Consider the following 18,185-nt stretch of genomic DNA (forward strand, 5'->3'; position numbering starts at 1 on the left):
GTTGGGAATCCCAACCCTCACCTCCTAAGCTGGAGCCATGAAGACCCCCCGGCCGTGCTCCATCGCCGGCACCCTCGCTCTCGTCGGAGAGAAGTACGCCCTGCTCGTTCTTCGCGAGGTCTTCCTCGGCGTCCGCCGCTTCGACCGGATCGCCCGCAACACCGGCGCACCGCGCGACATCCTCACCGCCCGGCTGCGCCGCCTCGTCGAGGCAGGAGTGCTGGAGAAGGTCCCCTACAGCGAGCGTCCGATGCGCTACGAGTACGTCCCGACGGAGGCCGGCCGGGAGCTGTACCCGGTCCTGGTGACGCTGATGGCCTGGGGCGACCGGCATCTGCCCGGGCACCCGCCGACGGTGCTGGAGCACGCGTGCGGCGAGGAACTGCGGCCGGTCGTCGTCTGCACGGCCTGCGGCGCGGAGGCCACCCCGGACACCCTGACGCCGCACGTGCACGCGCCGGGCTGGACGGTGTCCGGCCCGGCGGCGGAGTCCGTGGGCTGACTCCAGGGGTCTGGACCACTGACCGCCGTCCGCCTAACGTCAGGCCGGTGTCCCGACGAAGCGCGCGGGAAGGGCGGACCATGGGTGGCGGGCAGCAGACCGGGGCGGGGAATCCGCCGGGCGGCGGCACGGAGCACCGGCTGGCCGCGCTCGGCGTGCCCGCCGCCGACGAACGCCTCTACCGGTTCCTGCTCGCCCGGCCCGGCGCGACCGTCGCCGAACTCTCCGCGGCCACCGGCTGGGACGCAGCCCGGGTCCGGCGCAGGGCGCGCTCGCTCGAGAAGCGGGGCATGCTCACCCGCGTCCCCAGCCGTCCGGTGCGCTTCGCCCCGGCGCCCCCGGACGTCGTGACCGAGGTGCTGGCCCTGCAGCGACAGGAGGAGATAGAGCGCGCTCGGCTTGCGGCGGCCCCGCTCGCCGAGGAGTTCCGCAACGGACAGCGCGTCGGCACGGGTCCGCCGGTGCAGGTGCTGAGCGGACGGGACGCGATCGCTCAACGCTTCTTCCAGACGCAGCAGTCCACCAAGGACGAGGTGCTCATCCTCGACCGGCCCCCGTATGTCGCCCAGCCGGCCGAGCAGCAGATCTCCGTACAGGGCGAGCTCATGCGCCGCGGGGTGCGCTACCGCACCATCTACGACCACAGCTCGCTGGATTCGCCAGGACAGCTCGGCCTGTGCCGGGAGCTGGCGCTGCTGGGCGAGGACAGCAGGGTCGTCGACGAGGTGCCGCTCAAGCTGGTGATCGCCGACCGGCGGACCGCACTCGTGCCGTTCGTGCTGCCGACCGAGCGCGAGGTGATGGTGCTGCAGCGCTCCGCGCTGCTCGACGCGCTCGTGGTGCTGTTCGAGATGCTGTGGCAGCGGGCGGTACCGCTGTGGCCGGCCGACAGACGGACGCCCCCGGAGCATCCCTTGTCCGCCGAGGACGAGCGGCTCCTCGCCCTGTCCGCCTCGGGCCTGACCGATCAGGCCATCGCCCGCCGTCTCGGAGTCGCGCAGCGCACGGTGGAGCGCCGTATGCGCAGGATCATGGATCTTCTCGGCGCCCGGACGCGGTTCCAGGCCGGACTGCAGGCGGCTCACCAGGGCCTGGTCGGCGGCCCGCCGCCGTCCCCGCTTCGTTAGTGCGCGTTCCGGCCCTGAGTGCGCGTTCGCGGCCCCGAGGCCGGGAACGCGCCCCCGGCCTTTTGCCCGCCGGGAGCGCGGAGTTCCCGTACGAGCAGCCCGCCGGACGGCCGGACACCGGCGGGCGCTACGCTGCCACGCGGTGGGCGCATGATCGCGGCCCGTCCCGTACCTTCCGACGTTCCGACCTGACCAGCACTTGGATGGCTTAGCTTTCATGTCGTGGTTCGAATCATTCATCCTCGGGCTCGTCCAGGGGCTGACGGAGTTCCTGCCCATCTCCTCCAGCGCGCATCTGCGTCTCACGGCGGCGTTCGCGGGGTGGCACGACCCCGGTGCCGCCTTCACCGCGATCACCCAGATCGGCACCGAGGCGGCCGTGCTGATCTACTTCCGCAAGGACATCGCGCGCATCGTCTCCGCCTGGTTCCGCTCGCTGACGAACAAGGCGATGCGCGGCGACCACGACGCGCAGATGGGCTGGCTGGTCATCGTCGGCTCCATTCCGATCGGCGTGCTCGGGGTGACGCTCAAGGACCAGATCGAGGGCCCGTTCCGTGACCTGCGGCTGACCGCCACCATGCTCATCGTCATGGGCATCGTCCTCGGCGTCGCCGACCGTCTCGCCGCACGCGACGAGATCGGCGGGAAGCACCGCGTGGTCCGGGAGCGCAAGTCCCTGAAGGACCTGAGCATCAAGGACGGTCTGATCTACGGCGTCTGCCAGGCGATGGCACTGATCCCGGGCGTCTCGCGCTCGGGAGCCACCATCAGCGGCGGTCTGCTGATGGGCTACACCCGTGAGGCGGCGGCCCGTTACTCGTTCCTGCTGGCGATCCCGGCCGTGCTCGCCTCGGGGCTCTTCGAGCTCAAGGACGCGAGTGAGGGCGGCCATGTGTCGTGGGGCCCGACCGCCTTCGCGACAGTCATCGCGTTCGGCGTCGGCTACGCGGTGATCGCCTGGTTCATGAAGTTCATCTCGACCAAGAGCTTCATGCCGTTCGTCATCTACCGGATCCTGCTCGGCATCCTGATCTTCGTACTCGTCGGCACGGACGTGCTGAGCCCGCATGCGGGAGAGTCCGGCAGCTGACCTCCGGTCGGCGTTCCCCCGGCCGGCCCATGACGGACCCGGGCCCCGGCGCGCAACGGCGCGGCGGGGCCGGACCGGGCCGGGTCCCCCACATACGCTCACGCCGTGTTCAACGTGACGGCGGTCCTGAAACGGCTGGTCATCGGCCCCGCGCTGCGCAGCGAGGAGCTGGGCGGGACCCTGCTTCCGAAACGGCTGGCGCTGCCGATCTTCGCCTCCGACCCGCTCTCCTCGGTGGCGTACGCCACCCAGGAGATCCTCCTGGTCCTCACCCTCGGCGGCCTGGCCTATCTGCACTTCACCCCGTGGATCGCGGCCGCGGTCGTGTTCCTGATGACCGTCGTCGTGCTCTCGTACCGCCAGGTGGTGCACGCCTATCCGAGCGGCGGCGGCTCGTACGAGGTCGCCTCCACCAATCTGGGCCCCTCCGCCGGTCTCGTGGTCGCCGCCGCGCTGCTGGTCGACTACGTCATGACCGTCGCGGTGTCGGTGGCCTCCGGGGTGGACAACATCATCTCGGCGATCCCGGAACTCGCCGAGTACCGCGTGCTGATGGCGCTGGTCTTCGTCGGCCTGCTGACCGCGATGAACCTCCGCGGCGTGCGCGAGTCCGGCCGGGCCTTCGCCGCACCGACGTATCTGTTCATCGCCGGCGTACTGATCATGTGCGGCACGGGACTGCTCCGCTATCTGCTCGGGGACGCCCCGGTGGCCGAGACCGCCCAGTACGGCATCGAGCCGGATCCCACGGACGCCGACCTCGTCGGTCTCGCGCTGGTGATGCTGGTCCTGCGGGCCTTCTCCAGCGGCTGTACGGCACTGACCGGCGTGGAGGCGATCTCCAACGGGGTACCGGCCTTCCGCAAGCCGAAGTCGCGGAACGCCGCCGCCACCATGGCCGCCATGGGCCTCATCGCCGTGACCATGTTCGTCGGGGTCACGGCGCTCGCGATCATCGCGAAGGTGCACATCGCCGAGGACCCCTGCCGGCTGTCGGGCCTTGCCGACTGCGCGAACTACACGCAGCGCACCGTCATCGCACAGCTGGCCGCCTCCGTCTTCGGCGGCAGCTCCAGCTTCGGCTTCTACTACGTCCAGGCCGCCACGGCGCTCGTCCTGATCCTCGCCGCCAACACCGCCTACAACGGCTTCCCGTTGCTCGCCTCGATCCTCGCCCAGCACCGCTATCTGCCCCGCCAGCTGCACAACCGCGGTGACCGGCTGGCGTTCTCCAACGGCATCCTGGCTCTCGCGGTCGTCGCCGGGCTGCTGCTGTGGGCGTACAAGGCGAACGTCACGAGCCTCATCCACCTGTACATCCTGGGTGTGTTCACCTCCTTCACGCTCTCCCAGACCGGAATGGTCCGGCACTGGAACCGGGAGCTGCGCACGGAGACCGATCCCGTCCTGCGCCGCCGCCACACCGTCGCCCGGGTCATCAACGCGACCGGCGCGCTCATCACGGCCCTGGTCCTGGTGATCGTGCTGCTCACCAAGTTCACCCAGGGCGCCTGGCTGGCGGTGCTCGCCGCCGCCGTGCTGTGGGTGAACATGCGGGCCATCCGCCGGCACTACGACACCACGGCGGCCGAACTGGCGACCACCGACCCGCGCCGCGACCTGGCGCCTCCCTCCCGGGTCCTGGGCATCGTGCTGGTCTCCACCCTGCACAAGCCCACGCTGCGGGCCCTGGCGTACGCGCGTGCCCTGCGGCCGGACCGGCTGGAGGCGCTGACCGTCGCCGTCGACAGGGACGCCTCGGCGGAACTGCAGCGGAAGTGGGAGGAGTACGGGATCGAGGTGCCGCTGAAGATCCTCGACTCCCCCTATCGGGAGATCACCGCCTCGGTCCTCGTGTACGTGCGTTCCGTCCGGCGCGAGAGCCCTCGCGACGTGGTCGCCGTCTTCATCCCCGAGTACGTCGTGGGCCACTGGTGGGAGAACTTCCTGCACAACCAGTCGGCGCTGTGGCTGAAGAGCCGGCTACGGTTCACCCCCGGGGTCATGGTGACGAGCGTCCCCTGGCAGCTCAGCTCCTCCGCCCATGCGGACCATCCGGCGGCCCGCGCCCCCGGCGCGGTCCGCCGCGGCGAACCGGCCTCGTACTCGCGGCGCTGACCCTGCGTGGACCCTTGGCGTGGCGCGCCCGCTGACCCACACTTGGCCGATGACGCAGCGCGTGGATCTCGCGACCGTGATGGACCGGCTGGCCATCGATGAAGTGATCACCGGTTACGCGGTGGCCGTGGACGACGCCGACTGGACGGGGTACCGGGCCCTCTTCACCCCTGACGGACGCGCCGACTACCGCGGCGCCGGCGGCATCGCGGGGCCGGCCGAGGAGGTGGCCGGCTGGCTGGCGGAGACGATGCGGCTGTTCCCCGTACGCCAGCATCTGATCGTGAACCGGCGGGTGCATCTGCAGGACCTCGGCGGGTACCCGGGCGACCGGGCCGAGGCGCAGGCCGACTACGTGAACCCGATGCGGCTGGAGTCGGGCGAGGACTTCGTGTCCGGCGGGCGGTACGCGTTCGCGCTGGCGCGTGCGGAGGGTGGCTGGCGACTGCGCTCGGTGACGGTGCTGGAGAAGTGGCGGCAGGCCGCGTTCCTGTCGACTGCCGCTGAATGATCGACGTCGCCTGTCCCGGGCCGCGCGGCTCCTTCACACTGGAGACAGACACTGCTCTCGGGGAGGCGCCGCATGCGGATTCCGGTGGGCCGGCGGGAGCGGCCGACCAGGCTGTCGTCGTCCCCGTGGTGGCGTGGCGCGGCCGCGGTGACGGCGGGCGCGCTGCCCGCGCTCGCCTTCCCCGATCCCGGGCTGTGGTGGTTCGCGTACCTCGCGCTCGTGCCGTGGCTGCTGCTGATCCGTACGGCTCCCACGGGCCGGCGGGCCGCCCTCGACGGCTGGCTCGGCGGAACCGGATTCATGATCGCCGTGCATCACTGGCTGCTGCCGAACCTCCATGTCTTCCTCGTCGTCGTGGCGGCGCTGCTCGCGCTGCTCTGGGCGCCCTGGGGGTGGCTGGTCCGTTCGCTGCTGGGCGGAACGCCGTCGGCGGCGCGCGCGACCGCCGCGCTCGCCGCTGTGCCGTCGGGCTGGCTGATGGTCGAACTCGTCAGGTCCTGGGAGGGGTTGGGCGGCCCGTGGGGGCTGCTCGGCGCGAGCCAGTGGCAGGTCTCCCCGGCGCTGCGGCTCGCCTCGGTGGGTGGGGTGTGGCTGGTCAGCCTGCTGGTCGTCGCGGTGAACACGGCGGTGACCGTCCTGCTGGCCGTGCCCTCGGCGCGTGTCCCCGCGGTCGCGGGCGGCTGCGCGTGTGCGGTGGCCGCAGGTGCGGTGTGGCTGTGGTCGCCGCGGCCGGAGCGGGCGGGCCAGGTGGTCCGGGTCGCCGTCGTCCAGCCCGGAGTCATCAACGGCGTCGGCGGTGCCGAGCGGCGCTTCGCGCGCGGTGAGGAGCTGACCCGGCAGCTGGCGGGGCAGCGGCCAGACCTCGTGGTGTGGGGCGAGAGCAGCGTCGGCGCGGATCTGGTGACGCGGCCGGATCTCGCGGCACGGCTCGCCGCCCTGTCGCGTGAGGTGGGCGCCGACGTCCTGGTCAACGTGGACGCCCGGCGCTCGGACCGGCCCGGGATCTTCAAGAGCAGCGTCCTCGTGGGGCCGGACGGTCCGACCGGGGACCGCTACGACAAGATGCGGCTGGTGCCGTTCGGCGAGTACGTACCGGCGCGTGCCGTGCTCGGCTGGGCCACGTCGGTCGGCAAGGCCGCGGGCGAGGACCGGATGCGCGGCAGCCGCCAGGTGGTCATGGTGCTGCCCGGCGGGAAGGACCGTGCCGGGCTGCGGATGGGTCCGCTGGTGTGCTTCGAGTCCGCGTTCCCCGACATGAGCAGGCGGCTCGCCCGGGACGGCGCCCAGCTTCTCGTGGCGCAGTCCGCGACCTCGACGTTCCAGCACAGCTGGGCGCCCGCGCAGCACGCCTCGCTGGCGGCGCTGCGGGCGGCGGAGACGGGCCGGCCGATGGTGCACGCCACGCTGACGGGTGTGAGCGCGGTGTACGGGCCGGAGGGTGAGCGGGTCGGCGGCCGGCTCGGTACGGACGCGAGTACCGCGGCCGTCTACGACATCCCGCTCGCCCAGGGCACGACGCCGTACGTACGGTTCGGCGACTGGGCGGTGTACGGCGCGCTGGCGGTGCTGGCCGTGCTGTGCGCGGCCGAGGGGCTGCGCGCCCTCAGGAGGCCTGCTCCAGGGCCTCCCGCACCACCCGCTCACACAGTTCATGGGTCGCCAGTGCGTCCTGGGCGCTGAGGAACTTGTCGGCACGTACGGCGTCGAGGAAGGCGAGCACGGCCTGTTCGACGCCGCGCTGGCGTGCCACCGGTACCCAGTCGCCGCGCCGCCGTACGCTCGGCTGGCCCTTGTGGTCGATGACCTCCGCGAGGTTGACGACCTCCCGCTTGGTGTCCTGTCCGGACACTTCGAGGATCTCCTCGGTGGAGCCGTTCAGCCGGTTCATCATGCCGATGGCGGTGAATCCGTCGCCGGACAGCTGGAGCACGACGTGGTGCATGAGACCGTCGCGGACCCGGGCCCGTACATCGGTGTGCTCGACCGGACCGGGGAGCAGGAAGCGCAGGGTGTCCACGACGTGGATGAAGTCGTCGAGGACGAGGGTGCGGGGGTCCTCGGGGAGTCCGACCCGGTTCTTGCGCATGAGGATCAGCTCGCGCGGGTGCTCCAGGCACTGCGCGTAACCGGGGGCGAAGCGGCGGTTGAAGCCGACGGCGAGGCTGGTGCCCGTCCGCTCGGACAGCTCCACCAGGCGCTGGGAGTCGGCGAGTTCGTAGGCGATCGGCTTGTCGACGTACGTCGGGACGCCGGCCTCCAGCAGCCGGGCGACCAGCTCGGGGTGGACGGTGGTGGGGGCGTGCACGAAGGCGGCGTCCAGGCCCTGGGCGAGCAGCGAGTCCAGCGTGGTGTGGCAGCGGTCGCCCGGGATGTGGTGAGCCGCGGCGACCCGGTCCAGCGTGGCTGTCGTCCGGGTGTGCAGATGCAGCTCGACGCCCGGCCGGGTGGTGAGCACCGGCAGATAGGCCTTCTGCGCGATGTCTCCCAGCCCGATGCAGCCGACCTTCACGTGGGCCTCCCTTTCGTGTCGTCGCGGCGTCGTCGTCTGCGCCGTTCCGGCAGCATACGTGTGCCGGCGCGGGCGCCGGTCGGCGATGCCGTCGAAGCCGCGCAGCACGAGGCCGGGTCCGAGCCGGGAGAGGCTTGCGACGAGGGCGGTGCGGACGGCGACGGCCGCCGACCGAACTGAGGAAGGACTTCGGCGAACTGCTCCGCGGCCTGCCCGGTCCGTGAATCGCCTGGCGGCAAGGAGCACGCGTCGCCGAGGATGTGAGGCATGACCACAACCGAACGGACCCACCCGCCCACCACCGCCGGCGAGCGGGAGACGCTGGAGAGCTGGCTCGACTTCCACCGCGAGACCCTCGCCCAGAAGTGCGCCGGGCTCGACGACGAACAGCTGAGGCAGGCATCGGCCCCGCCGTCGGAGCTCAGTCTGCTCGGGCTGGTACGGCACATGGCCGACGTCGAGCGGATCTGGTTCCGCCTGGTCCTCGCGGCGGAACACGCCCCACCGCTCTACTTCAGCGAGGACGACCCCGACGGGGAGTTCCATCTGTCCGCCGACGACACCTGGGAGGCCGCGAACAGCGCGTGGCAGGCCGAGATCGCACACGCCCGCGAGCTGTCCGCGCCGAGGTCCCTGGACGACCTGTCCGCCGCGAAGCGTCACGACCGGCAGTTCAATCTGCGCTGGATCTACGTCCACATGATCGAGGAGTACGCCCGGCACAACGGGCACGCCGATCTGCTCAGGGAGCGCATCGACGGCGCGACGGGCGTCTGACCCACCCTCCGGGCCCGCGTCACTGCTCGGACAGCCGCCGGTCCAGCCGGTCGATCGCCGCGCGCACCCCGTCCCCGTAACCGTCGTCCCCGAGAGCGCCCGAGGCCGCCCGCGCACGATCCAGATGGACGCGCGCGGCCTCGGGCCGCTGGAGCTTCACATAGTCCGCGGCGAGATTCAGATGCAGCGACGGATACAGACCGCGCACGGCCACAGCGGCGTCGTGCTGCGCCAGCCGCTCGTCCGTCAGCGCCTCCGCCGCCGCCAGCGCCCGCAGGTCCCAGGCGAGCTCGTCGCCGGGGTCGTCCTGGGTGTCCGCCAGATAGTGGGCGAGGGTGCAGCGGTGCAGGGGATCACCGTCCTCCCCGATCTGCGCCCACAGCTCGGCGAAACGGTTGCGTGCCTCCTCACGGTCGCCGCCGTGGAGCAGCATGATCGCCTGCCCGATCCTGGTCATGAGCGCGTCCTCGGACGCCTCCTGCTGCTCCACCACTACGGCCCTCCCGGCTGTGACCTGCGTCGGCCCGACGCTAACCGTCGTGGGCGGCATTCCGGCACAGGCTCGGGCACGGGCCCGAACCTGTCAGCCAGGTGCGCCACATCGTCAGCCCAGGTCGGGGATGCGCCAGTCGACGGCGTCATGCCCCTGAGCCGCCACCGCCTCGTTGATCCGGGTGAACGGACGGGAGCCGAAGAACTTCTTCGCGGACAGCGGAGAGGGGTGGGCGCCCTTCACCACGACATGCCGCGTCTCGTCGATCAGCGGCAGCTTCTTCTGGGCGTAATTGCCCCACAGGACGAAGACCGCCGGGTCGGGCCGCGACGCCACGGCGCTGATCACCGCGTCGGTGAACTTCTCCCAGCCCTTGTTCTTGTGGGAATTGGCCTCGCCCGACCGAACCGTCAGCACCGCGTTGAGCAGGAGGACACCCTGCTGGGCCCACGGCATCAGATAGCCGTTGTCCGGCACCGGAAGGCCCAGCTCCTCCTGCATCTCCTTGTAGATGTTCCGCAGGGAGGGCGGGGTCTTGACGCCGGGACGCACCGAGAAGCAGAGCCCGTGGCCCTGCCCCTCACCGTGGTACGGATCCTGGCCGAGGACCAGCACCTTCACCCGGTCGTAGGGCGTGGCGTCCAGCGCCGCGAAGACCTCCTCGCGGGGCGGGTACACCGGCCCCCTGGCGCGCTCGTCCTCGACGAAGTCGACGAGCTCCTTGAAGTACGGCTTCTGGAGCTCTTCGCCGAGGACGCCACGCCAGGACTCGGGCAGCATGTCGGTGTCGGTCACGTCAACAACCTCCGGTGTGCGATCAGTTCTCGACCACAGAACCTACCTGCGGCCACTGACAATCACTCCGGCCGGCCGCCGCACGCGGAGGCGGCCGCCGCTACCAGCTGGTCTGCCGGTGCAGCTCCCACATCTGCATGACCGTCTGGGGGTCCAGGGCCCGCTCGCCGCCCGCGATCTCCTCGCTCGACGCGACGTAGAGCTTGCCCTGCCACAGCGGCAGCAGCCGCACGTCGTCCACGAGGATCGACTGCGCCCGCTGGAACTCCTTCGACACCGCCCCGCGGTCGCTCTTCTGCCGCGTCTGCGGCAGCAGCTGCTGGGTGATCTCCGGGCTTTCGTACGGGGTGCCCAGCACGTTGTTCTTGCCGACGAAGGGCGCGATGAAGTTGTCCGGGTCGGGGAAGTCCGGGAACCAGCCTCGACCGAAGACGGGGTACTGGCCGTTCTTGTACCCCTCCTGGAACTCCTTCCAGGGCTTGCCATGGAGCGTGACCTTGAACAGGCCCGACTCCTCCAGCTGACGCTTCAGCTCCGCGAACTCCGGAGCCGTCGACGAGCCGTAGCGGTCGGTCGTGTACCAGAACGTCAGCTGGACGGGGGTGTCGATCCCCGCGTCCTTGAGAATGTCGCTCGCCTTGGGGACGTCCGGCTCGCCGTACTTGTCGAAGAAGCCGGTCGTGTGGCCGGCGATGCCCTTGGGGACCATCGAGTACAGCGGCTCGGCGGTTCCCTGGTACACCTTGGCGACCAGCGCGCCGCGGTCGACGACCTGGGCGATCGCCTGCCGGACCGGGAGCTTGCGGACGGACGGGTCCTTCGGGTTGAACACCAGGTAGCGGATGTCGGCGCCGGTGGTCTCGACGAGCTGGAGGCCCTCGTTCGACTTCTTCTTCGCCTGGAGGTCGACGACCTCCTCGGCGGTGAGACCGCGGTAGGTGGCGTCGATCTCCTTCCGCTTGAGCGCCGACACCATCGCTTCGGAATCCTTGAAGTAGCGGATGGTGACGCCGTCGTTCTTGCGGTCGGCGAAGCCGTTGTACCGGGTGTTCTTCTTCAGCTCCGCCTGCTGGCCCTCCTGGTACGACTGGAGGGTGTACGGGCCGGAGCCGGTGATCTTGCCGTCCTCACGGAGCTTGGCCGCCGGGTACTCGGCCGGGTCGACGAGGGACATGGCCGGCGTGGCGAGTATGAACGGGAAGGTGGCGTCCGGCTTGGTCAGATGGAAGGTGACGGTCCGGTCGTCCTCCTTCTCGACATCGCGGAGCGACCCGAGCAGCCCGTTGGGACCGCCGACGACATTGATCTTCTGGATACGGTCGATCGAGTGCTTGACAGCGGCCGCGTCCAGGGGATGACCGTTGGAGAATGTCAGACCTTCACGAAGTTTGCACTGGAAAGCCGTATTGGTAGGGTCGGTGAACTTGCACCCCTCCGCCGCATCCGGCTGCGGGCTGGTGCTTCCGGTGGGGAAGCTCAGAAGGGTCTGGAAGACATTCCGGTACAGCTCCCAGGAGCCGTCCCACGCGGCGGCCGGATCGAGTGTGCTGGGTGCACTCGTCGTACCGACCACTATCTGCTGCGCCCCATCGACGTCGTCGTCCGAAAACAGACTGCATCCCGCCACCAGGGATATGGACGCAAGGGCTGCAGCCGCCTGCAGCATCGTCCGGTTGAACACGTGCACGCTCCTCGTTCAGCCATGGGTCGGCGAACCATACCGCAGTGCCCCACCGGATCAACGCGGAGGTCCGGTGGGGCACTTGAGTAAATCCTGAGCCATTCAGGCACAAACCGGCTCAGTGGACTCCGGCATTCAGGAAGATACCGCCGTCGACGACAAGTGTCTGCCCCGTGATCCAGTCGGACTGGTCGGAGGTGAGAAACGCGGCCGTTCCTCCGATGTCCGACGGAACGCCGAGCCGGCCCAGCGGATAGGCGGCCGCCGCCTCGGCCTCGCGGCCCTCGTAGAGCGCCTCGGCGAATTTGGTCTTGATCACGGCGGGCGCGATCGCGTTGACCCGGACGACCGGCGCGAATTCGTGCGCCAGCTGCAGGGTCAGGTTGACCATCGCGGCCTTGCTCATGCCGTACGCCCCGATGAAGGGCGACGCGGAGACGCCGGCGACGGACGCGATGTTCACGATCGCACCGCCGTTGTCCTTCTGCCAGGCCTTCCAGGTCTGCTGGGCGAAGCCGAGCGCCGAGATCACGTTCGTCTCGTAGACCTTGCGGGCCACATTGAGGTCCAGCTCGGCCATGGGGCCGAAGACCGGGTTGGTGCCGGCGTTGTTGACGAGGAAGTCGACGCGGCCGAACGCCTCCATGGCGCGCTCGACGGCGATCGCCTGATGCGCCTCGTCGTGGGCCTTGCCCGCGACGGCGATCACCCGGTCGGCGCCGAGGGTCTCGACGGCCTCCTTGAGCGCCTCCTCGCCGCGTCCGGTGATGCAGACCCGGTCGCCGCGCGCCACGAACGCCTGCGCGACGCCGTAGCCGATGCCGCGGCTGCCACCCGTCACCAGGGCCACCTTGCCCGACAGCGGGGGAAGCTCCTGCTCCTGTGCGGTCATGTCAGTCCCCTCCTGATCAGTTGAGCGGGCCGCCGGCCACGTACATGACCTGGCCGGAGATGAAGCCCGCGTCGTCCCCCGTGAAGAAGGCGATGGCGCCCGCGACGTCCTCGGGCCTGCCGACCCGCTGCACCGGGATCTGGGTGGCGGCGGCGGCCTGGAACTCCTCGAAGCCCATGCCGACACGGGCGGCGGTCTGCGCGGTCATCTCGGTGACGATGAAGCCGGGCGCGACGGCGTTGGCGGTGACGCCGAACTTGCCGAGTTCCTTGGCGAGGGTCTTGGTGAAGCCCTGCAGGCCCGCCTTGACGGCGGAGTAGTTGGCCTGGCCGCGATTGCCGAGGGCGGAGCTGGAGGAGAGCGAGACGATCCGGCCGAAGCCCGCGTCCACCATGTGCTTCTGACAGGCCTTGGCCATCAGGAACGCGCCCTTGAGGTGCACGTTCATCACGATGTCCCAGTCGGACTCGCTCATCTTGAAGAGCAGGTTGTCGCGGAGCACGCCCGCGTTGTTGACGAGGATCGTCGGCGCGCCGAGCTCGGCGGCGACACGCGCCACGGCGGCCTCGACCTGGGCGGAGTCCGAGACGTCGCAGCCGACGGCGATGGCCTGTCCGCCGGCCGAGGTGATCTTCTCGACGGTGTCCTTGCAGGCCGCCTCGTCGAGGTCGAGTACGGCGACGGCACGGCCCTCGGCCGCCAGACGCAGGGCGGTGGCGGCACCGATGCCGCGCGCCGCTCCCGTCACGATCGCGACGCGCTGCTCTGTGGTGGACATGGTTGGTTCTCCTCGTCCTCGGATCCCTTGGATACGGCTCGCCCGGCACCGCCCGTCGGCTCCACCCCGCAAGGGGTGAGCGACCGCTTAGTACCTTCAGCAGACGAGACGCTAGAAGCCCTGGCACCCGGTGTCAACGTGCACCCGTCCTTCTGAGGCCCGGTTCACCTCCGGGGCGCTCGCCCCGGAGGTGAGCGCCCCGTCGGTGCGCCCCTGTCAGCGCACCAACAGGTCGAGCAGCCGCTCGACCTCGGCCTCCGGATCGGCGGTCAGTCCAGTGTGCACGGGACCGGGCTGGACGACCGTGGAGCGCGGGGCGATCAGCCAGCGGAAACGCCGGCCCGCGTCGTCCCTGGCCGCCTGGCCGGCATCGTCGCCACCCCGGCACACACCCTCCACCGCGTGGAGCGCCGCCCGTACGCCGGTGATGTCGGCCCCCGGATCCAGCACCCTCAGCTTCGCCTCGTCCAGATGGGTACGGGCGGCCACGAAGGACCTGGCGCGGCAGTAGACCACCACGCCCGCGTTGAAGCACTCACCGCGCTCGACGCGCGGGACGACCCGCAGCAGGGCGTACTCGAAGACGTCGCGGTCGCTCACTGGGCCCCGCCCTTCTTGGTCGGGTGCGGCCAGGGGGCGAGGTGGTCGGTCAGCCAGCCGGGCGCCTGCGAGGGCCGGGGCCGGGAGGGCGCGCTCAGCGTGATCCGTTCGTGGATGTTCGCCGCACGCGGCAGCAGGGCCTCCACATAGGCCCGGCGCAGCGCGTCCGTGGAGTCGAAGCCGGGCTCGTCGACGAGCCACTCGTCCGGGACGTCCGCGGCGACCTCGGTCAGCAGGTCTTCGGTGACGAGCGGCGCCAGCTCGGCGGCGGCCGCGGCGATGTCGGGCCGGAACGGCGCCAGGGCGTGGTCGGAGGCGTCGTACGGCTTCGCGGCCGACGCCTGCGCACCGGGCCAGTTGTGGTGCCAGATCATGGTGGCGCCGTGGTCGATCAGCCACAGGTCGCCGTGCCAGACGAGCATGTTGGGGTTGCGCCAGGACCGGTCGACGTTGTTGATGAGCGCGTCGAACCAGACCACCCGGCCCGCCTCCGCGGAGTCCACCTCGTACGCGAGCGGGTCGAAGCCGAGCGAGCCGGGCAGGAAGTCCATGCCGAGGTTGAGGCCGCCGCTGGCCTTGAGCAGCTCCTGCACCTCCTGGTCGGGCTCCGAGAGCCCGATGACGGGGTCGAGCTGGATCTGTACGAGATCGGGGACCCGAAGTCCCAGCCGCCGCCCGAGCTGCCCGCAGATGACCTCGGCGACCAGCGTCTTCCGGCCCTGCCCCGCCCCGGTGAACTTCATGACGTACGTACCGAGATCGTCGGCCTCGACGATGCCCGGGAGCGAGCCGCCTTCACGCAGGGGCGTGACGTAGCGGGTCGCTGTGACCTCTGTCAGCATTTCCCCAGGTTATACGGGTGGCCTCCCTGCCAATCCACGGACAAGCCAAGCACCGTCTGCTTTCGGGAATGGATTCCCCTGCCACCACCCGAGCTGCCCCGAGCATGGGCCGGGAGAGATGAGTCCCGGGAGCAGCGGGCCGGAGCAGTAAGCCCGGACACCCGCACCGGCACGGCGCACAGGCCCCTCCCCGGGCGAGTGAGGCATGCGGCAGCCGACCACAGAAGTCTGTCGCTGTGAACGGGGCACGCGAGCGGGGACTACTGGGGCACAGGGCCCGACCCGATCAACTCCATCGTCCAGCCCTGGCCGTTGAAGTGGATGTTGACGACGAGTGCCTCACCTGTACGGCCGTCGGGCAATCCGATGACCGTGGGCGAGTCGACAGCCATTCGGGGCGTGAACCCTACGGGCGCCTCCTCCTGTCTGAACGTCGTGGCTCCTGCCCAGGCGGGACCGCCTTCGCCGGGCGGGCTCTCCGCTAGTTGCACGCGATCAAAAGGCACCCCGCCGATGACAGCGGGCCCGGTGTACGCGAACCGTGGAACTATCACGCTGACGACCCCTCGGGACAGGACTGCGGCGCCACTTCACGGCAGACCGCCGTTTGCAGTCCCTGCCGTGTACCCCGCGCCAGGGAGGTCACTCGGCGTGCCTGCTACGGGTGTGAGTAGTTGCGGTACAGATCTGCACAGTCCGCTACTTCGGTCGGTTCCTGGGTGACGCACGCCGTTCGGGCAGTCCCGGGCGTGTGACGCAGGGACCGCAGCACTCAGTGCAGCCTAGTCGTCGAGCATGTCGGTGGTGTTGTACTGGTCGTGCCTGATCCGGAAGGCTTTCAACTCTTCGCGGCTGTGCTGTGAGTACTCGGCCACCTTCTCGAAGTACTCCTCCCTGGGAGCTCCCGGTGTGAAGAGCAACAGAAACGAGACCGGGTCGTCGCTGTCGTTCTGGAAGGCGTGGAGCCCGCCGGGCGGGACGTAGAGAAAGTCTCCCTCGCCTCCTGTGACCCAGCGTTCGCCGTTGTAGAGCCGGACCTCGCCGGACAGGACGTAGAAGGACTCGGAGATCGTACGGTGGAAGTGTTCCGTGGCGCCGTTGGTCTTCGGCTCCATGTCGATCTTGTACAGACCGAACTCGCCGTCGGTGTTCTCCTGCTTGGCCACGTAGCTGATGTCGGTGGCACCCGAGCCGGTGTCGGGCTGTGGGGGTGCAGGTCGGAACAGGGCGCTGACCTGGCCCCTTTCGCCGAGGTAGCGGGGCTTCGGATAGGACATGGCGACTTCCTGATTCCGTGAGCAGGTGAGCCGGGCCGACTCCGACCTATGGCTCCACGTCGAGACGCACGAGCGCACCGATCTCCACCAACTGGTCCGGTAGTGCCAGGTCAGAGACACCCATGACCGTGCTGGTGGGCCGGTGCTCCCCGAAGTACTCGGCGTGAAGGCGTGCCGTCGTGTCGAAGTTCTCCCGCAGGTTCATCACCAGCACCGTGCTCTCCACGATGTGGCTGCGCTCGGCCCCGAAGTGCTTGAGCACCAGGTCCAGATTGGCCAGCGTGGTTCTGACCTGCAACTCGAAGTCGCCTGCACCTACGAAGTTGCCGTCACGGTCATGGGACACCTGCCCAGCCACGTACACCACGTCACCGACCTGGATTGCCTGGCTGTATCCGTAGAGCGACTCCCACGGCATACCAAAACCGAATCTCTTCGCCTGAACAGCCATGACTCACTCCCTCGTGAGACGACGCATGGCGCTGCCGGTTACGGACAGTCCTCTTTCGAGGAAGACGTTATGCCGTGGTTATCTTCTGCGCACCGAGGAAGCCTGGGACATGCCGCAGCCGGGGCCGGATCACCATCCTTCCGGAGCATCACAGGGGACTCCACGACGCCGTCGTCAGCTGAGAACGGCGCTCTCCAGGCAGTCACTTCGAGTGACTGCCTGGAGAGCGACAGACGGACATGACCATCGCGCCTCGCGCGCCCGTGACATCTCGTCGGCGCCTACCGGGCCGCGCTGGGCGGAGCCGCTCTACGCCGACGGGCTACGGGCAGCCGTCCTCCGCATCACCACCCGTTGTCGTCGTCGTCGTAGTCGTCGTCGTCATCGTCATCGTCGTCGTAACCACCGCCGTGGTCGTAGCCGTTGGACGAGTAGCTGGACCCGTGGTCCCATGAGGCCCAGCTCTGCGCACTGGCGACGCCGGCGCTCGCGAAGGCGAGGGCGATCGTGGCAAACAGAACGGCGAGCAGACGGCCGACCCTGGACACACTCGTATGCATGATGCTCCCCTTTCCGGGGACGAAGATCTTCTCGCAGGCCCGGAAGCCGCAGAACTCAACGCGCTGCACGAGAGCTTGCGCGAGAGATTGATTCGCGGCCCATGTCTGGTGCTCTGTACCCCAAACCCGAGACTGCCGCTTGGCCGTTCGGGCCGCGATCTCGATCGGTCGCGATTCCCGACTGGCTCCGAGACGGCCGCGCATCCATCCGAATGGCGGCGCATGCGCAAGTCGTCCCTATTTGCACCAACGCGACCCCAGCCTAAGCGCGAGGCCGGAATGAAGTCAAACAGTAAATATTAGGCAAATCGGACACCTGTCGACTCGGGGCACCGTCCACCCACGGTCTCTGTCCCTCCGCGTCACCGCAGGCCTCGTGCGTCTACCCGAAGCCGACTGCCCCGGCCGCCCCGCGTTCCACAGTGCCGTCAGGGCTCGGAGGCATCGTCCTGCAGCTCTGCCGGGCAGCCGACTCCCGCACCGCCAGGAGCCCATCGCCCGAGCGGCGCAGCGTCGCCGACGACGAATGCCTCGGCCGGGGTGCCACGCTCGAGTCCCGGGCCTACGAGGGCCAGGGCGGCGGCTTCCTCTCCCTCGACGGGCATCTCAACTACGAGGTGGAGAAGGCCCATCGAGATCTGGTGGTGGATCTGCGCCCCGTCGGGGGCGCGGACTCGGTCATCGCCGTCCACGACGCCTTCGCCGACTCCGTCTCGCACCGGTACGAGTGGCAGCTGGCGCCCGAGCCCGGCCTCGAGATCGCCTTCGGCGACACCGAGTCGGGCTCGCGCACCTTCCTGTTCAGGAAGGGCGATGCCTGGCTGAAGGGCTGGGTGCTGAACCCGGAGGGCGCGGAACTGTCCACCGACAAGGACGCGTTCAAGGTGACGCGCACCGGGACGGAGGCCGACTTCCGCATCGTCCTCGCGGTCGGCAAGGGAACCCCTCCCACGGCGGCGGCCGACGGAAGCACCCTCAGCCTCGGTTCCACCACGTACGACCTCGACAGCCTCGGGGACCACCGCCCGGCCGGGACACGAGAGAGCAGCGCACCGGTGCGTGACGTGCAGTGACCGCAGGGCGCTCGACTCAAGGGGATCCGGTCGCCGACACGCGCCGGAGTGCGACGGCGCGGCGGTGGTGCGCGCGCCGCACGCTGCCGAGTACCCATCAGTCCGT

At 69.8% G+C, this 18,185-nt stretch carries 20 protein-coding genes; 8 read left to right on the forward strand and 12 right to left on the reverse strand.

Translation table 11 applies throughout. The features are described from left to right. Positions 1–37 precede the first annotated feature (37 nt). The 6 genes from OG766_RS04695 (at position 38) to lnt (ending at position 7,031) form a co-directional block, all read left to right on the forward strand. Positions 38–502, forward strand: a complete 465-nt coding sequence (locus OG766_RS04695; RefSeq protein WP_328724627.1) for a winged helix-turn-helix transcriptional regulator — start codon at positions 38–40, stop codon at positions 500–502. A 47-nt stretch (positions 503–549) separates the two neighbouring features. Continuing rightward, positions 550–1,629: a helix-turn-helix domain-containing protein gene (locus tag OG766_RS04700; RefSeq protein ID WP_266376061.1), complete on the forward strand. Its 1,080-nt coding sequence runs from the start codon at positions 550–552 to the stop codon at positions 1,627–1,629. A 217-nt stretch (positions 1,630–1,846) separates the two neighbouring features. After that, a complete protein-coding gene (locus tag OG766_RS04705) occupies positions 1,847–2,722 on the forward strand; it encodes an undecaprenyl-diphosphate phosphatase (RefSeq protein WP_266376059.1) in 876 nt (291 codons plus the stop codon). Positions 2,723–2,827: 105 nt separating this feature from the next. Then, positions 2,828–4,840 (forward strand): APC family permease, encoded by a 2,013-nt coding sequence (locus OG766_RS04710; RefSeq protein WP_328724628.1) that lies wholly within the window; start codon positions 2,828–2,830, stop codon positions 4,838–4,840. A gap of 49 nt (positions 4,841–4,889) precedes the next feature. Then, positions 4,890–5,351 carry a nuclear transport factor 2 family protein gene (locus OG766_RS04715; RefSeq protein WP_266376055.1) on the forward strand — a complete coding sequence of 154 codons (462 nt, stop codon included), beginning with the start codon at positions 4,890–4,892 and terminating at the stop codon, positions 5,349–5,351. Positions 5,352–5,423: 72 nt separating this feature from the next. Then, positions 5,424–7,031, forward strand: a complete 1,608-nt coding sequence (gene lnt / locus OG766_RS04720) for an apolipoprotein N-acyltransferase (RefSeq protein WP_266376053.1) — start codon at positions 5,424–5,426, stop codon at positions 7,029–7,031. Here the strand turns inward: lnt and OG766_RS04725 are convergent. Continuing rightward, positions 6,955–7,860 carry a Gfo/Idh/MocA family protein gene (locus tag OG766_RS04725; protein ID WP_328724629.1) on the reverse strand — a complete coding sequence of 302 codons (906 nt, stop codon included), beginning with the start codon at positions 7,858–7,860 and terminating at the stop codon, positions 6,955–6,957. The genes lnt and OG766_RS04725 overlap by 77 nt on opposite strands. 267 nt (positions 7,861–8,127) lie before the next feature. On the opposite strand from OG766_RS04725, the gene OG766_RS04730 reads away from it, so the two are divergent. Further along, positions 8,128–8,637: a DinB family protein gene (locus OG766_RS04730; protein ID WP_328724630.1), complete on the forward strand. Its 510-nt coding sequence runs from the start codon at positions 8,128–8,130 to the stop codon at positions 8,635–8,637. A gap of 19 nt (positions 8,638–8,656) precedes the next feature. Here the strand turns inward: OG766_RS04730 and OG766_RS04735 are convergent, their stop codons facing one another. From OG766_RS04735 to OG766_RS04785, 11 genes are all read right to left on the reverse strand, one after another. Beyond that, entirely contained in the window at positions 8,657–9,130 is a 474-nt protein-coding gene (locus OG766_RS04735) for a hypothetical protein (RefSeq protein WP_266376047.1), read from the reverse strand. Positions 9,131–9,241: 111 nt separating this feature from the next. Next, the gene (ung, locus tag OG766_RS04740; protein WP_328724631.1) at positions 9,242–9,925 is read right to left on the reverse strand and encodes a uracil-DNA glycosylase; all 684 of its coding nucleotides are present in this window, start codon (positions 9,923–9,925) and stop codon (positions 9,242–9,244) included. 100 nt (positions 9,926–10,025) lie between these two features. Continuing rightward, complete coding sequence (locus OG766_RS04745) at positions 10,026–11,606, reverse strand: ABC transporter substrate-binding protein (protein WP_266376045.1); 1,581 nt, start codon at positions 11,604–11,606, stop codon at positions 10,026–10,028. Between the two features lie 118 nt (positions 11,607–11,724). Beyond that, positions 11,725–12,498 carry an SDR family oxidoreductase gene (locus OG766_RS04750; RefSeq protein ID WP_266376044.1) on the reverse strand — a complete coding sequence of 258 codons (774 nt, stop codon included), beginning with the start codon at positions 12,496–12,498 and terminating at the stop codon, positions 11,725–11,727. Positions 12,499–12,514: 16 nt separating this feature from the next. Further along, entirely contained in the window at positions 12,515–13,276 is a 762-nt protein-coding gene (gene fabG, locus OG766_RS04755) for a 3-oxoacyl-ACP reductase FabG (RefSeq protein ID WP_266376042.1), read from the reverse strand. A gap of 216 nt (positions 13,277–13,492) precedes the next feature. Further along, positions 13,493–13,876 carry a DUF3037 domain-containing protein gene (locus OG766_RS04760; RefSeq protein WP_266376040.1) on the reverse strand — a complete coding sequence of 128 codons (384 nt, stop codon included), beginning with the start codon at positions 13,874–13,876 and terminating at the stop codon, positions 13,493–13,495. Beyond that, positions 13,873–14,718 carry a HipA family kinase gene (locus OG766_RS04765; RefSeq protein ID WP_266376039.1) on the reverse strand — a complete coding sequence of 282 codons (846 nt, stop codon included), beginning with the start codon at positions 14,716–14,718 and terminating at the stop codon, positions 13,873–13,875. The genes OG766_RS04760 and OG766_RS04765 overlap by 4 nt, the downstream gene beginning before the upstream one ends. Before the next feature lie 260 nt (positions 14,719–14,978). Next, positions 14,979–15,110 carry a hypothetical protein gene (locus OG766_RS04770; RefSeq protein WP_328724632.1) on the reverse strand — a complete coding sequence of 44 codons (132 nt, stop codon included), beginning with the start codon at positions 15,108–15,110 and terminating at the stop codon, positions 14,979–14,981. A gap of 390 nt (positions 15,111–15,500) precedes the next feature. Further along, entirely contained in the window at positions 15,501–15,995 is a 495-nt protein-coding gene (locus tag OG766_RS04775; protein ID WP_266376036.1) for a cupin domain-containing protein, read from the reverse strand. 46 nt (positions 15,996–16,041) lie between these two features. Continuing rightward, complete coding sequence (locus tag OG766_RS04780; protein WP_266376035.1) at positions 16,042–16,446, reverse strand: RidA family protein; 405 nt, start codon at positions 16,444–16,446, stop codon at positions 16,042–16,044. Positions 16,447–16,790: 344 nt separating this feature from the next. Beyond that, a complete protein-coding gene (locus OG766_RS04785) occupies positions 16,791–17,006 on the reverse strand; it encodes a hypothetical protein (RefSeq protein ID WP_328724633.1) in 216 nt (71 codons plus the stop codon). A 422-nt stretch (positions 17,007–17,428) separates the two neighbouring features. Here OG766_RS04785 and OG766_RS04790 point away from each other — a divergent pair, with 422 nt between their 5' ends. Beyond that, a complete protein-coding gene (locus OG766_RS04790) occupies positions 17,429–18,079 on the forward strand; it encodes a hypothetical protein (RefSeq protein WP_328724634.1) in 651 nt (216 codons plus the stop codon). The last annotated feature ends 106 nt before the right edge of the window (positions 18,080–18,185 follow it).

Source organism: Streptomyces sp. NBC_00259, from assembly GCF_036181745.1.
In the GTDB taxonomy this organism is placed as follows: Bacteria; Actinomycetota; Actinomycetes; order Streptomycetales; family Streptomycetaceae; genus Streptomyces; species Streptomyces pratisoli.

Excerpts from the sequence above, each read along its gene's own strand:
- fabG (WP_266376042.1), bottom strand. The coding sequence starts at position 13,276 with ATGTCCACCACAGAGCAGCGCGTCGCGATCGTGACGGGAGCGGCGCGC.
- OG766_RS04780 (WP_266376035.1), bottom strand. The coding sequence starts at position 16,446 with ATGGCTGTTCAGGCGAAGAGATTCGGTTTTGGTATGCCGTGGGAGTCG.
- OG766_RS04730 (WP_328724630.1), top strand. The coding sequence starts at position 8,128 with ATGACCACAACCGAACGGACCCACCCGCCCACCACCGCCGGCGAGCGG.
- OG766_RS04775 (WP_266376036.1), bottom strand. The coding sequence starts at position 15,995 with ATGTCCTATCCGAAGCCCCGCTACCTCGGCGAAAGGGGCCAGGTCAGC.
- OG766_RS04750 (WP_266376044.1), bottom strand. The coding sequence starts at position 12,498 with ATGACCGCACAGGAGCAGGAGCTTCCCCCGCTGTCGGGCAAGGTGGCC.
- OG766_RS04705 (WP_266376059.1), top strand. The coding sequence starts at position 1,847 with ATGTCGTGGTTCGAATCATTCATCCTCGGGCTCGTCCAGGGGCTGACG.
- lnt (WP_266376053.1), top strand. The coding sequence starts at position 5,424 with ATGCGGATTCCGGTGGGCCGGCGGGAGCGGCCGACCAGGCTGTCGTCG.
- OG766_RS04770 (WP_328724632.1), bottom strand. The coding sequence starts at position 15,110 with ATGGCTGTCGACTCGCCCACGGTCATCGGATTGCCCGACGGCCGTACA.
- OG766_RS04695 (WP_328724627.1), top strand. The coding sequence starts at position 38 with ATGAAGACCCCCCGGCCGTGCTCCATCGCCGGCACCCTCGCTCTCGTC.
- OG766_RS04785 (WP_328724633.1), bottom strand. The coding sequence starts at position 17,006 with ATGCATACGAGTGTGTCCAGGGTCGGCCGTCTGCTCGCCGTTCTGTTT.
- OG766_RS04765 (WP_266376039.1), bottom strand. The coding sequence starts at position 14,718 with ATGCTGACAGAGGTCACAGCGACCCGCTACGTCACGCCCCTGCGTGAA.
- OG766_RS04715 (WP_266376055.1), top strand. The coding sequence starts at position 4,890 with ATGACGCAGCGCGTGGATCTCGCGACCGTGATGGACCGGCTGGCCATC.